Below are 13,235 nucleotides of genomic sequence, written 5' to 3'. Positions count from 1 at the left end.
CATTCAATATCGTGTTTTTTGAATTTGGAATAAAAGATTTTATAGATATTCTGTTAGTGGCTTTCTTGTTGTACTATACGTATAAGCTGATGAAAGCCTCCGGTTCTATAAATGTGTTTACGGGTATCCTGGTGTTTATCCTGATATGGCTGGTGGTATCGCAGGTGCTGGAGATGAAATTGCTCGGTTCCATCTTCGACAAGCTGGTCAGTGTGGGCGTGCTGGCGCTTATCATTTTGTTTCAGGACGAGATACGGCGCTTCTTGCTGACACTCGGCTCGCATCAGCATGCCAGTGCGCTGGTGCGCTTCTTCACCGGTAACAAGAAAGAGAAGCTGGAACATGACGACATCATGCCGGTGGTAATGGCATGTATCAGTATGGGGAAGCAGAAGGTTGGTGCCCTGATTGTCATTGAACATAATCTGCCTTTGGATGATGTGGTGCGTACGGGAGAGATTATCAATGCCGATATAAACCAGCGTCTGATTGAGAATATTTTCTTTAAGAACAGTCCGTTGCACGATGGAGCGATGGTTATCAGTAAGAAACGTATCAAAGCGGCGGGATGTATCCTGCCTGTTTCCCATAATCTGGACATTCCTAAGGAACTGGGGCTGAGGCATCGTGCTGCCATGGGGATTTCCCAGGTGTCTGATGCGCATGCCATCATTGTATCGGAGGAGACCGGAGGTATTTCAGTGGCTTACAAAGGACAATTCTATCTGCGTCTGAATGCAGAGGAATTGGAAAGTTTGTTAACAAAGGAAAGCTAAGGTGTGACAAAATCTCCTATTTTTACGTCATATAACTATGATATAAAAAACAATATCTTATAACTAATAACTGAAAAGGATGGATAGACGAAATTTCTTACGGACGGGAAGTCTGGCGATGTTAGGTTCGCTGGCAGTACCCTCGTTGGCTATGCCTGCGTCAGTACGCGGAGCTTTAGGAGGAGCAGATAATCAGTCTGCCGTAGCTTCGGCAATGGTTCACTTCGGTGTGACGGAGGCTGACTTGAAGAAAGTGATGGCTGCCGCTCTGGAAAAAGGCGGCGATTATGCCGACCTTTATTTTGAACACACATTCAACAACAGTGTGGTTCTGATGGACGGCAAAGTAAACAACTGTGGAGCTAACATTGACTTCGGTATGGGCGTACGCGTATTGGCAGGCGACCAGACGGGGTATGCTTATGTGGAAGGGGTAACTATGGAAGAAATGCTGCGTGCTGCACGTACTGCTGCCCGTATCGCCTCTTCGGGCAAGGCCGGAAAATCTGTAGGACTGACGGAAAAGACAATTACCAAAAGCCGCTATGCCGTCACTGAACCTTGGGAGGACGTGAGTGTCAAGGCAAAAATACCTTATTTAGAAAAGCTGAACGAAAAGATTTTCTCTTTGGACAATCGTGTACGTAAGGTGCAGGCTTCTCTTTCTGACAGTACATCGCACGTGCTGTTCTGTAATTCCGAGGGCGTGAGCTACTACGACTACCGTCCGATGGTTTCTTTTATGGCAGTCTGCATCATGGAAGAGAATGGAAAGATGGAGAACGGTTATGCCGGTCGTTCTTACCGCAAGGGTTTTGAATTCATGACGGATGACATCGTGGATATTATTGCACGTGAGGCGGTGGATAAGACTGCTATCTTGTTCAAGGCTGTGAAACCCAAAGGTGGCGAAATGCCCGTCGTGATGGGGGCTGGCGGTTCGGGTATCTTGTTGCACGAAGCCATAGGACATGCTTTTGAGGCTGACTTCAACCGTAAACGTACTTCCATTTTCTGCGACCTTTTGGGAAAGAAGGTGTGCGATGAGCATATCAACGTGGTGGATGACGGTACCATCGCTTTCAATCGTGGAGCCGTGAATTTCGACGATGAGGGTGTGGAAGGCCAGAAAACCTATATCGTGAAGGAAGGTATCCTGACCAGTTATCTGCACGACCGCATCAGTGCCAAGCATTATGGGGTGGCTCCTACTGGAAACGGACGTCGCGATACTTTCCGTAATACTCCTATCCCCCGTATGCGTGCCACTTATATGGAAGCCGGCAATATGAAGGAAGCGGACATTATCTCCACCGTGAAGAAAGGTATCTATTGTGACCAGTTTACCAATGGCCAGGTGCAAATCGGTGCCGGAGACTTTACCTTCTTTGTGAAGTCGGGTTACTTGATTGAGGATGGCAAGTTGACGCAGCCCGTCAAGGATATAAATATCATCGGTAATGGTCCGAAAGCATTGGCTGACATCACGATGGTGGCAAATAACGATAAGATTGACAACGGTACTTGGACCTGTGGTAAAGACGGTCAGTCTTGTCCCGTTACCTGCGGTATGCCATCGGCACTAGTCAGCAAGCTGACTGTAGGAGGAGAAAGTTAATTATCAACTATCAATTAAAGACATGATTACAGACGACAATAAGAAATTGGCACAATGGGCAATGGAATATGCCTTGAAGAACGGTTGCCAGGCAGCCAAACTGGTGCTATATACAAATTCTAATTCTTCTTTTGAACTGCGTGACGGCAAAATGGACCGTTTGCAGCAGTCTACGGAGAATGGTTTGGGATTGAATCTTTATGTGGACGGACGTTTCGGTTCTTTTTCCACCAATCGGCTGGATAAGAAAGAATTGGAAACTCTTATCACGAATGGTATAGAGTCTACCCGCTATCTGGCGGTGGATGAGTCGCGTATGCTGGCCGACCCTGCACGCTACTATAAAGGAGGCAAGCCTGACTTGCAGCTTTTTGACAAGAAACTCTATGAAGTCAACCCGGATGATAAAGTGGCGATTGCACGTGCTGCTGCAGAGGAGGTATTGGGCAAGGATGAGCGTATCATTTCGGTTGATTCTTCTTATAGTGATGGCGAGGGTTCTTCCTATCGTTTGATAAGCAACGGATTTGAAGGCGAGTCGAAGAGTACCTGGTTCTCTGTCTCAGCCAGTGTATCCATTAAGGGAGAAGGCGAAGCTCGCCCTCAGGATTACTGGTACGACTCGGCTCTGTTCTATGATAAATTGACGAAGACGGGAATCGGTGCCAAGGCATTGGAACGCGTATTGCGCAAGCTGGGACAGAAGAAAGCAAAGTCGGGTAAATATACAATGGTGGTTGACCCTATGAATGTGGGAAACCTGCTCAGTCCGATGCTAAGTGCATTGTATGGCAGTGCTTTGCAACAAAAGAACTCCTTCCTGATGGATAAGCTGGATACGAAAGTGGCTTCCGACCTCTTCACGTTGCGTGACGAGCCGCATGCTATCGGTGCAAACGGTTCACGCTATTTCGATAATGAGGGTGTGGCTACCGAACCCCGCACTGTTTTTGACAAAGGCGTGCTGAAAACTTATTTCATCGATACCTACAATGGTAAGAAGATGGATATAGCTCCTACTATCAGTGCACCTTCACGTCTAATTCTGACACCGGGCGATAAGGACCTGAACGGATTGGTTGCAGATATTAAACAAGGCATCTTGGTTACGGGCTTCAATGGCGGTAACAGCAATAGCAGTACCGGTGACTTCTCTTATGGTATAGAGGGTTTCCTTATTGAAGACGGCAAGCTGACACAGCCCGTCAACGAAATGAATGTGACGGGTAACATGGTTACTTTATGGAATTCCTTGGTTGCTGTGGGCAATGACCCTCAACCGAACCGTTCATGGCAGATTCCTTCGCTGGTATTTGAGGGAGTCGACTTCAGCGGATTATAATGCTAGTTCAACATCAGGCTCATATATGGGCTTGATGTTGCAAATATTTTTTCGGTGAGTTCACCGATTGTAAGTGCCAAGTGGCTGCCCGGCAGACGCTTGGCACTATTCATATATTTACCATTGTTCAGGTAGTAGTAGCCGTTATTGGCACTGACCTGCTCATCGGTGAGATGAATGCTGAGTTCCAGTTCCGGATGGGCCGTAGCATAGAGTTGCAGCATGGTTTTGGCATTGATGATGCGTGCCATGCCCAAAAGTTGGCTTTCACCGGTAGCGGGAGGAGTGAGAACCCGGATGGACGGGAGATTCAAGCTTTGGCAGATATGTTGAAGCAGTAAAGTTTTTGTTGCGGGAGTATCCGACACGATTTCTCCAATGCGCCAGTTGGCTTTCCCTATCGGATAGGTAATGGCCAAAGCCGTGATTTCCTCCCCATTGCTCAATGTGCAAACGAAGCCCTGTCCCAGTTGTAAATCGGCAATGATAACCTGGAAATCCTCTTCCGTATGCTGGATGCAGCAAGGGCGCTCCCGCAATTTCCGGTCGAGATATTCATATCTTTTTTCAGTATATTCGGCAGACATTTCCAAAGTAAGGCCCGTATCGGCTGTCGGTGTACCGGAAGCGATAAAGGTCTCTTCGGCATAGCGGAATACGGGGGCATAACCGCTGCGGCCATAGTAGTCGAACAGCCACGGTTCTGCCGGTATCAGGGTGGATAAGGCGACATTATTGTGTAGCATCCGTGCAAAGGCTTGTGATAACAGCTCGTGCATTACGCCCCGGTTACGGTAATCAGGGTGTGTGCAGGCACCGGATATATAGGCCGTATGAATATCTTCTCCTTCGAACGTCATAGGATAAGGCAACATCTGTAGGGCGGCAATCACTTCTTCGCCGCTTTGGATGGCAATATTGATATCATTGTTGTAGCGGAGCCGAAAATACAGTTCAGTAAATTCCTCGCTATCATTGAAACAGAGCTTCCATAAGTTCTTTACCTTTTCCCGTATCATCAATCCCTTATCCTTTTAATCCTTAATCTCTAATCCTTACTCTCACCATTTGATAGCTTCCACCGGTTCATCTTTCAGGCATGCCACGTATTTTTCCAGAATAATGGCAGGCTGATACGAAAGTTTGGCCTTGCGCAATCCTTCAATACCCAAATCCTCTTCACGGTTGAGGTAGACATATTGTTCGGGGATATGGTTGGCAAATTCATAGTTAATCATTGCGTACGCTCCGTCTATGCTGGTGTCGGCCTTTTCCACATGTACTCCGAAGGTATCTTGGTTGATGGGCATTCCGAAAGTGAAGGCGGCAATTTTGCCGTCTACATGCAGGATGCCTCCGGTCAATCCCAGTTCTTCAAAATTGTGGAGGGCGTAGACCAGTGCGCGACGTTCGTTGCCCGTTCCTTCATGCTGGTCGCAATTGTTGGCCTTACACCATTCGGCTTCCAGGTCCAGACATTCCTGGATGCGGTCGGGAGTGATGGGAGTATATTCGTAATTATAGGTGCGTTTGAATTTGTTGACATGATTCCGTTTGGACTGGAATTTCTTTCCGGCAAGCGTGGCGAGGTCTGTACGCAGATAGAGGTAATCGGCATAGTCCCGGTCTGCTGTGAACTGGAATTTTCCGGGCATGAAGGCTTCCAGTTCCGAGCACATGCCCGAACATATTCCCAGCAGGCAGAAAGGTTCCCCTTCCCGGTGTGCGTCTTCGACCAGTGCGTCCAGTACTTTTGTCAAATCTCCGTTACCTATCGGCATCATGTACACCAGTTCGTCGTTTGCCCAGAATTTCAGCAGGAGGAAGCCGTCCATGATGGCAAACTTTGTATTGTATAGAAAACGCCAGCTGCATAGGTTGGAGAATGAGAGGTCACAATTCCGTCGCGGACTGTTCTGTGTATAGGAAGTAATCAGTTCTTTGTCTTGTAATTCGATATCTTTAAATGAAATCATACGTTGTTTTTAGTTGGTTATGATTATAGATAACAAAAATAAGAAGATTTTGTTAGAGTAGCCCTAATAATCGCAGAATAGTTGGGGTCAGCAATGCAGTGAAAATACCGTTCAGGGTCAGGCCGAGGCTGGCGAATGCGCCGTATTTGCGGCTGATGTCCATGGCTGTGGAAGTTCCTACCGCGTGGGCGGCGGCTCCCAAGGAAAGGCCTTGTGCCATAGGACTGCCGATGTGGGTCAGTTTCATGGTCTTGAAGCCCAGTATTCCTCCCAGCAAGCCTACACAGACCACTACGGCGGCGGTAAGTGAGGGAATGCCGCCCAGCGACTTGGTTACTTCCATGGCTATCGGCGTAGTGACCGACTTGGGCGCCAGGGAGTAGATAATCTCGTCGGAAGCCCCCATCAATTTAGCTATCAGCACGACAGAGATAACTCCCACAATGCAGCCGGCAAGTTGTGACAGCATGATGGGGAGCAGCTGTTTCTTAATCGTTTCCAATTGGAGGTATAGGGGGACTCCCAGGGCCACAACAGCGGGTTTCAGCCAGAATTCTATCAGATGTCCTCCTTCATTGTAGGTCTCATAACTGATATGTGTCATCTTCAGGAAGACAATGAGGATGGCAATTGTCAGCAGGATGGGGTTCAGCAACATGATGCCGGTCTTTTTCTGCAGGAGTTTGGCCAGAAAGAAAATCCCGAAGGTGACAGCCAATAGGAAAAATTCGTTTTCTAAAAAGTTCATTTGATTTTACGTGTTAGTTGATGAACCCATCCGGTGACTACAATCACCAGCAGGGTGCTGATTATGGAAGCGGTCACTATCGGCCAGAACTCGGAGGCGATGACATCGAAGTAAAGCATGAGAGCTACACCGGGCGGTACGAAGAAGAAGCCCAGGTTGGCAACCAGGAAGTCGGACATACCCTGCACCCAGTGCAGTTTAATCCAACCCAATTTCAAGAATAGGGTGAGCAACAGCATACCGATGATGCTGGAAGGTAACTTGATACCCGTAAAGAAAACAATCAGTTCACCCAAAGCTAAGCATCCGAAAAGGATGGCGCATTGACGAATCATATTATTATAATACCTATTGTTATACGTTGAAAACGCTGCAAAGGTAGGTATTCTATGTATTGCTTGTTATCGTTGTATCCTGATTTTTTTTATGTCGTTTGTAGAGTCGGGCGGGTTGTTCCTGCCGGACGGGTAATTGTTTGTTGCAGAGGGGCACGTGTGCGTACACATGAATGCTGGGAATACCTAATGTTAAATATTATAATAATTATGGTCTGAACGGTAAAAAGACCGATGTTTGCAATGTAGATATTGCAAAATTGTGTACTTTTGCGGCGTGAATAACACATACTGCCGATTCTTAATAGACAATTAAAATATCATGCAAAGATTAATTAACGAAATTGTTGAGCGTGCCAAAGCAAACCGCCAACGAATTGTTCTTCCCGAGGGTACGGAAGAGCGTACACTGAAAGCTGCCAATCAAATCCTGACTGACGGAGTAGCCGACTTGATTATCCTTGGAAAACCTGCCGAGATAGAGGCTTGTGCCAAAGAGTGGGGGCTGGGAAATATAAACAAAGCTACCATTATCGACCCGGAAGACCATCCTAAGAAAGAAGAATATGCCCAACTGCTTTGCGAGCTCCGCAAAAAGAAAGGCATGACCATCGAAGAGGCTCGCAAGTTGGTTGTCGATCCGCTTTATCTGGGCTGCCTGATTATAAAGAACGGCGACGCTGACGGCCAGTTGGCAGGTGCACGCAACACTACGGGTAATGTACTTCGCCCTGCTTTGCAGATTATCAAGACTTCCCCGGGCATCACTTGCGTTTCGGGTGCCATGCTGCTGCTGACACATGCTCCTGAATATGGAAAGAACGGTATCCTGGTGATGGGTGACGTGGCTGTGACTCCGGTGCCCGATGCAGAACAATTGGCACAGATTGCCGTATGTACGGCGCGTACAGCCCAGGCAGTTGCCGGTCTCGACCCGAAAGTTGCCATGCTGAGCTTCTCTACCAAGGGCTCTGCCAAGCACGAAGTGGTGGATAAAGTGGTTGAGGCATTGAAGATTGCCAAGGAGATGGCTCCCGATATTGCCATCGACGGTGAGTTGCAGGCCGATGCAGCTTTGGTGCCGGAAGTAGGTGCAAGCAAGGCTCCGGGTTCTTCTATCGCCGGACATGCTAACGTATTGGTTGTCCCCAGCCTCGAAGTGGGCAACATCTCCTACAAACTGGTGCAACGTCTGGGACATGCTGATGCCGTAGGACCTATCCTACAAGGTATCGCCCGTCCGGTGAACGACCTTTCACGCGGTTGCTCCATCGAGGATGTGTATCGCATGATTGCCATCACTGCCAATCAGGCCATTGCTGCCAAAAAGAATGCTGAATAACTTTTAAATCTGATATATAGTATGAAAATCTTAGTATTGAACTGCGGTAGCTCGTCCATCAAATACAAATTGTTTGATATGGACCGGAAAGAAGTTATCGCCCAGGGTGGTATCGAAAAAATTGGTTTGAAGGACTCTTTCCTGAAGTTCACCTTGCCCAGTGGCGAGAAGAAAGTTCTTGAGAAGGACATTCCAGAGCATACCGTAGGTGTGGAATTTATCCTGAACACTTTGACAAGCCCTGAATATGGAGCCATCAAGTCTTTGGACGAAATCAATGCCGTAGGTCACCGTATGGTGCATGGAGGCGAAAAGTTCAGCGAGTCTGTACGGCTGACGCCGGAAGTGCTTGCCGCCTTCACTGCCTGCAACGACCTGGCTCCGCTCCACAATCCTGCTAACCTGAAGGGTGTAAATGCAATATCTGCCATTCTGCCTAATGTTCCGCAGATTGGTGTGTTCGATACGGCTTTCCACCAGACCATGCCGAAGCATGCCTATCTGTATGCCGTGCCTTACGAACTTTATGAAAAGTACGGCGTACGCCGTTATGGTTTCCACGGAACCTCACACCGCTACGTATCGCAGCGCGTCTGCGAGTTCCTAGGTGTAGAGCCGGAAGGAAAGAAAATCATCACTTGCCACATTGGCAATGGTGGTTCCATTACTGCTATCAAGGACGGTAAGTGCGTAGACACCAGCATGGGCTTGACCCCGTTGGAAGGTCTGATGATGGGTACCCGCAGTGGTGATATTGATGCCGGTGCCGTTTCCTTCATCATGGAGAAAGAGGGTCTGGATGCCAACGGCATCTCCAACCTGCTGAACAAGAAGAGCGGTGTGCTGGGTATCTTCGGTGAATCCAGTGACATGCGCGACCTGGAAAATGCCGTAGCTGCCGGCAATCCGAAGGCTGTTCTGGCTGAAGAAATGTACTTCTACCGCATCAAGAAATATATCGGTGCCTATGCCGCTGCTTTGGGTGGTGTGGATATCGTGGTATTTACCGGTGGTGTCGGCGAGAATCAGGCAAGTGCCCGCTGGGGTGCATGTGAAGGCCTGGAATTCATGGGCATAAAGCTGGATGCCGAGAAGAACAAAGTACGCGGTGAAGAAATGGTTATCTCTACCGAAGATTCTCAGGTGAAGGTGGTGGTAATCCCCACTGACGAGGAACTGATGATTGCTTCGGACACGATGGATATTCTGAAGAAGTAATATCGCTGTAATATTTCCCGGTTCCGGCTTCCCGGAGTCCGGATGTGGTTTCGCCCCTGCAAATATGTAATGTATTTGTAGGGGCGAAATGTTTTCCGAATCCTTTAAAATCCTTATCTTTGTTACTCGGTTAAAAACAATAAAGGCAATTTTCCGAATAACTTTAAATAAGAACTGCTTATGAAACGATTAATGTATGTGTTGTTCTTTGTACTGCTGACCAGCGGCATGGCCTATGCCCAGCAGGCGAAGTACGTGTTTTATTTCATCGGTGATGGAATGGGTGTGAACCAGGTGAACGGTACGGAGATGTATCTGGCCGAACAAGAAGGGCGCATCGGTGTAAAGTCTTTGCTGTTCACTTCTTTCCCGGTTGCCAGCATGGCAACTACCTTTTCTGCCACCAACTCGGTGACTGACTCTTCTGCTGCCGGAACAGCCCTGGCTACCGGTGCAAAGACCTATAACGGCGCCATTGGTATGGACGATAACAAGAGTGTGCTTCAGAGTGTGGCCGAGAGAGCCAAAAAGTCCGGTAAGAAAGTTGGGGTAACTACCAGCGTCAGTGTAGACCATGCTACTCCCGCCGCATTCTATGCCCATCAGCCGGACCGTGGCATGTATTACGAGATAGCCCTCGACCTGCCGAAAGCCGGTTTCGACTTCTATGCAGGCGGTGGTTTCTTGAAACCGACTACCACTGCCGACAAGAAAGAGGCTCCGAGCATCTTCCCTATCTTTGAAGAAGCCGGTTATACCGTTGCAAGAGGCCTTGACGAATATAAGTCGAAGTCTGTCCAGGCAGACAAGATGATTCTTATCCAGAAAGAAGGTGCAGAGCCTTCTTGCCTGCCCTATGCCATCGACCGCCAAGAAGGCGACTTGACGCTGGCCGAAATTACCGAGAGCGCCATCTCTTTCCTGACCAAAGGTAGTAACAAGGGTTTCTTCCTGATGGTTGAAGGTGGAAAGATTGACTGGGCCTGCCACGGAAACGACCCTGCCACAGCTTTTGAGGAAGTGGTGGATATGGATAACGCCATCAAGGTGGCTTACGAGTTCTATAAGAAGCATCCCAAAGAAACGCTGATTGTGGTAACAGCCGACCATGAAACCGGTGGTCTGGGGCTGGGTACCGGTAAGTACGAGCTTCAACTGAAAGCCCTTGCCAAGCAGAAGCAGTCTCAGGATATCCTTTCACGTTCCATCACGGACTTACGCAAGATGCGCAAGGTTATCAACTGGCCGGAAATGAAGGAATTCCTGGCAGAAAAGATGGGTTTCTGGAAAGAGCTGCCGGTGAGCTGGGAGCAGGAGAAGATGCTGCGTGATGCTTACGAAGAATCATTTGTGAACAAGCATGTAGTGTTTGAGGAAAGTCTTTATGCCAAGACTGAGCCCCTGGCCGTTGCCGCCAAGAAGGTGATGAGCAAGATTGCCATGGTAGGCTGGACCAGCGGTGGCCATACAGCCGGATATGTGCCGGTATTCGCAGTAGGTGCAGGTTCCAAGCTGTTTGTGGGTAAGATGGACAACACGGAAATCCCGAAACGCATAGCCAAGGCTGGCGGATACAAATAATAGAAAGTCACTACAGATTACACGGATTCTCACAGATTGGAAGCTCTGATATCAAGTATAAGAGACTAATCTGTGAGAATCTGTGCTATCTGTGGTGGCTGTCAATTTATTCCTTAAGGTCCTTCTTTATAATTTCATCCATCTCCCGGATACGTTTCTCCCGTTCCTTGGCGGATTTTATTTTCTGGTCCTTGTATCCGGTATCTGTCCGTTCGGAGACCTCTTCGCTCCATTCCTCGAATTCATCCGTTGCCGGACGTCCGTGCGGGTCTATGTTCTCTTCGGCAATCGGGTCGTTTCTGTAAATCATATCATCCATGACGCTAATGTTTTTAATGTTATGATGTTATTACAACCATGCCGGGAAAAAGTTCCGGTAACCTTCACTTTTTTGTAATCATTTATAAGAATAAACGTTTTATAGCGCGGGCAGCAGGTACTTCCATATTAGATTCAGCTCTGCCTGCATGTCGGGGATGTTGGCGGTGACGGCAATGACGGCATCCTTGTCCGGCAACACCAGTATGTATTGTCCGTTGGCACCATCGGCACGGTAGGCGTTGTGGCGGCAGCGCCACATCTGGTAGCCGTAGCCCTGCAGCCAGTCGCTTGTCTTGGCGCTCATCTTCGCTTTCTTCAGCATCTCCGGTTTCATGCCGGCGGGCAGTGAGGGCACTTGGCAGGCAGATGCCTCCTTTACCCATTCTTCGGGCAGAATCTGCTGTCCGTTCCAGTTGCCTTTCTGCAGGAACAGTTGTCCCATCTTGGCAAGGTCTTCCGTTTTGAGGTACAACCCCCAGCCTCCGGTATTGATGCCTTGCGGGCTTTCCTGCCACCGGGCGTTGACGATGCCAAGCGGGCGGAACAGACGGGGATAGAGATAATCCGCCACTTTCTCGCCCGTCACTTTCTGTACGATGGCTGAGAGCATGTAGGTTCCCAAGCTGTTGTAGGTGTAGAAGGTACCGGGCTTGTGCTCCACGGGGAAGGCAAGGAACTCCTGCACCCAATCGGCGTCCGCCTTTTTGCGTACCGTTCCGGTGGGGTCGGTGTCGTGCCCGCAGTTCATGGTCAGCAGGTCGCGTACGGTCATGGCTGCCAGATTTTCGCTGACGGTTGCCGGAAGCTTGTCGGGGAAGAAGGAGATGACCTTGTCCGTCAGCTTCAGCCTGCCTTCGGAGGCGGCAAGTCCCACGGCGGTGGCGGTGAATGTCTTGCTGACGGAGTTCAGGATGTGAGGCTCATCCTCTTTCCCTTCGCCCATCCATTCTTCGGCAATGACATTGCCGTGTTGCACAATCATGATACTGTGCAGGTCTTGTCCGGCTTTCTTTACGGCATCCAGATATCTGTTCATGGCCTTGTCCAGCTTCGGAGTAGCGGCGGCGCGGGGCAGGCCCTTGGTCAGTTGGTTGATGGAAATCAGCTTTATGCCTTTGTCTTCAATGGCTTTCCGGACGCGGGGGCTTGTCAGCAGGTCGGTCACTCCCTGGCGGTCCAGCGCCACGTCCTCATATCCGATGTGGAAGACGGTTTTCATTTCATCGTTGTCCAGTGCCGGGTGGTCTAAGAAAAGGTAGCGCTGGCCCGGTTGCAACTTCTCCAATGCTTTGATGAAGCTGGCCTCCTTTTCTTCGGCGGTTCTTTTGGGGCCGTCGTACCCGATGTAGGTAAACCGGTAGTCCTTGGAGGAGTCCATGCGGTCGATGGACGGCAGGTTGTATTCTTTGGCGAGCCGTTGCACCAGCTCGTTCACTTCCTTGCTGAAACCGGTGGAGAGCATGTGTCCGGACAGATGGCTGAGTTGCGGAATGCTTTTCAGCGTCGTCTCTATCTGCGCGCGGAACTCCTGCTCTATCTCCTTGATGTCCCATTTCTGCTCCATGATGGACTGTCCCGGATAGGCGGGGTTAGGGAACATCATCGGGTAGAAATAGCCGTTCTCGTCCGTCAGGCTGGGGCAGTGGGTCAGCGGACGCCACTTCACGTTCTCCCACTCGCTGGTGATGACGAGGTGCAGGCCGACGTCCAGTCCCGGATTTTCTTTCAGCATCTTGATGGCTTCTGGATACCAGGCTGCTACGGGCATCACTTCCACGCTGCGGGCAATACCCGAACGGTAGGTCTGGATGCAGGCTTCGTTGACGGAATGCAGGGCACCGAGATCGTCAATGCGGATGACAAGTGTCGGGGCGCCGGATTGTCCCCATACCGGCAATGCTCCTGCTGCGAGCAGGCATCCGGCAATCATGTTTTTCAGTCTTAAAGGTTTCATGGGTGGTAATGGTATGATGGTTAA

General features: G+C 49.4%; 12 protein-coding genes. 6 read left to right on the top strand and 6 right to left on the bottom strand.

Annotated elements, in window-relative coordinates:
• Window positions 1-11 precede the first annotated feature (11 nt).
• The 3 genes from cdaA (at window position 12) to ACESTD_RS06755 (ending at window position 3,736) form a co-directional block, all read left to right on the top strand.
• Window positions 12-776: a diadenylate cyclase CdaA gene (gene cdaA / locus ACESTD_RS06765; protein WP_005824908.1), complete on the top strand. Its 765-nt coding sequence runs from the start codon at window positions 12-14 to the stop codon at window positions 774-776.
• Between the two features lie 79 nt (window positions 777-855).
• Window positions 856-2,394, top strand: a complete 1,539-nt coding sequence (locus ACESTD_RS06760) for a TldD/PmbA family protein (protein ID WP_005824906.1) — start codon at window positions 856-858, stop codon at window positions 2,392-2,394.
• A gap of 22 nt (window positions 2,395-2,416) precedes the next feature.
• Complete coding sequence (locus ACESTD_RS06755; protein WP_005834721.1) at window positions 2,417-3,736, top strand: TldD/PmbA family protein; 1,320 nt, start codon at window positions 2,417-2,419, stop codon at window positions 3,734-3,736.
• Window positions 3,737-3,738: 2 nt separating this feature from the next.
• Here ACESTD_RS06755 and ACESTD_RS06750 read toward each other — a convergent pair whose 3' ends face one another.
• The 4 genes from ACESTD_RS06750 to ACESTD_RS06735 are packed head-to-tail and all read right to left on the bottom strand — an operon-like array spanning window position 3,739 to window position 6,795.
• Window positions 3,739-4,755, bottom strand: a complete 1,017-nt coding sequence (locus ACESTD_RS06750; RefSeq protein WP_005834723.1) for a GNAT family N-acetyltransferase — start codon at window positions 4,753-4,755, stop codon at window positions 3,739-3,741.
• Between the two features lie 42 nt (window positions 4,756-4,797).
• A complete protein-coding gene (locus ACESTD_RS06745; RefSeq protein WP_005824900.1) occupies window positions 4,798-5,712 on the bottom strand; it encodes a DUF2156 domain-containing protein in 915 nt (304 codons plus the stop codon).
• 52 nt (window positions 5,713-5,764) lie between these two features.
• The gene (locus tag ACESTD_RS06740; RefSeq protein ID WP_005824898.1) at window positions 5,765-6,460 is read right to left on the bottom strand and encodes an LrgB family protein; all 696 of its coding nucleotides are present in this window, start codon (window positions 6,458-6,460) and stop codon (window positions 5,765-5,767) included.
• A complete protein-coding gene (locus ACESTD_RS06735) occupies window positions 6,457-6,795 on the bottom strand; it encodes a CidA/LrgA family protein (RefSeq protein ID WP_005824896.1) in 339 nt (112 codons plus the stop codon). The genes ACESTD_RS06740 and ACESTD_RS06735 overlap by 4 nt, the downstream gene beginning before the upstream one ends.
• Window positions 6,796-7,117: 322 nt before the next feature.
• On the opposite strand from ACESTD_RS06735, the gene pta reads away from it, so the two are divergent.
• The 3 genes from pta to ACESTD_RS06720 all read left to right on the top strand — a co-directional run bounded on the left by pta (window position 7,118) and on the right by ACESTD_RS06720 (window position 10,936).
• Window positions 7,118-8,137: a phosphate acetyltransferase gene (gene pta / locus ACESTD_RS06730; RefSeq protein ID WP_005824889.1), complete on the top strand. Its 1,020-nt coding sequence runs from the start codon at window positions 7,118-7,120 to the stop codon at window positions 8,135-8,137.
• A 21-nt stretch (window positions 8,138-8,158) separates the two neighbouring features.
• Window positions 8,159-9,355, top strand: coding sequence for an acetate/propionate family kinase (locus ACESTD_RS06725; RefSeq protein ID WP_005834728.1), 1,197 nt, complete (start codon window positions 8,159-8,161; stop codon window positions 9,353-9,355).
• A 180-nt stretch (window positions 9,356-9,535) separates the two neighbouring features.
• Window positions 9,536-10,936 carry an alkaline phosphatase gene (locus tag ACESTD_RS06720; protein ID WP_373158728.1) on the top strand — a complete coding sequence of 467 codons (1,401 nt, stop codon included), beginning with the start codon at window positions 9,536-9,538 and terminating at the stop codon, window positions 10,934-10,936.
• 106 nt (window positions 10,937-11,042) lie between these two features.
• Here ACESTD_RS06720 and ACESTD_RS06715 read toward each other — a convergent pair whose 3' ends face one another.
• Complete coding sequence (locus ACESTD_RS06715) at window positions 11,043-11,255, bottom strand: hypothetical protein (RefSeq protein ID WP_008662841.1); 213 nt, start codon at window positions 11,253-11,255, stop codon at window positions 11,043-11,045.
• Window positions 11,256-11,354: 99 nt separating this feature from the next.
• Window positions 11,355-13,211, bottom strand: coding sequence for a ChbG/HpnK family deacetylase (locus tag ACESTD_RS06710; protein ID WP_373158727.1), 1,857 nt, complete (start codon window positions 13,209-13,211; stop codon window positions 11,355-11,357).
• Between the last annotated feature and the right edge of the window lie 24 nt (window positions 13,212-13,235).

It is taken from the genome of Bacteroides sp. AR20 (genome assembly GCF_964250605.1).
Lineage (GTDB): Bacteria > Bacteroidota > Bacteroidia > Bacteroidales > Bacteroidaceae > Bacteroides > Bacteroides uniformis.
Note: the sequence above shows the minus strand (reverse complement) of the source record. Positions and strands in the feature narration are given on the sequence as shown.

What these genes read in the sequence shown, in the direction of transcription:
- ACESTD_RS06760 (WP_005824906.1), top strand. Translation starts at nt 856, where the DNA reads ATGGATAGACGAAATTTCTTACGGACGGGAAGTCTGGCGATGTTAGGT.
- ACESTD_RS06755 (WP_005834721.1), top strand. Translation starts at nt 2,417, where the DNA reads ATGATTACAGACGACAATAAGAAATTGGCACAATGGGCAATGGAATAT.
- ACESTD_RS06750 (WP_005834723.1), bottom strand. Translation starts at nt 4,755, where the DNA reads ATGATACGGGAAAAGGTAAAGAACTTATGGAAGCTCTGTTTCAATGAT.
- ACESTD_RS06745 (WP_005824900.1), bottom strand. Translation starts at nt 5,712, where the DNA reads ATGATTTCATTTAAAGATATCGAATTACAAGACAAAGAACTGATTACT.
- ACESTD_RS06740 (WP_005824898.1), bottom strand. Translation starts at nt 6,460, where the DNA reads ATGAACTTTTTAGAAAACGAATTTTTCCTATTGGCTGTCACCTTCGGG.
- ACESTD_RS06735 (WP_005824896.1), bottom strand. Translation starts at nt 6,795, where the DNA reads ATGATTCGTCAATGCGCCATCCTTTTCGGATGCTTAGCTTTGGGTGAA.
- pta (WP_005824889.1), top strand. Translation starts at nt 7,118, where the DNA reads ATGCAAAGATTAATTAACGAAATTGTTGAGCGTGCCAAAGCAAACCGC.
- ACESTD_RS06725 (WP_005834728.1), top strand. Translation starts at nt 8,159, where the DNA reads ATGAAAATCTTAGTATTGAACTGCGGTAGCTCGTCCATCAAATACAAA.
- ACESTD_RS06720 (WP_373158728.1), top strand. Translation starts at nt 9,536, where the DNA reads ATGAAACGATTAATGTATGTGTTGTTCTTTGTACTGCTGACCAGCGGC.
- ACESTD_RS06715 (WP_008662841.1), bottom strand. Translation starts at nt 11,255, where the DNA reads ATGGATGATATGATTTACAGAAACGACCCGATTGCCGAAGAGAACATA.
- ACESTD_RS06710 (WP_373158727.1), bottom strand. Translation starts at nt 13,211, where the DNA reads ATGAAACCTTTAAGACTGAAAAACATGATTGCCGGATGCCTGCTCGCA.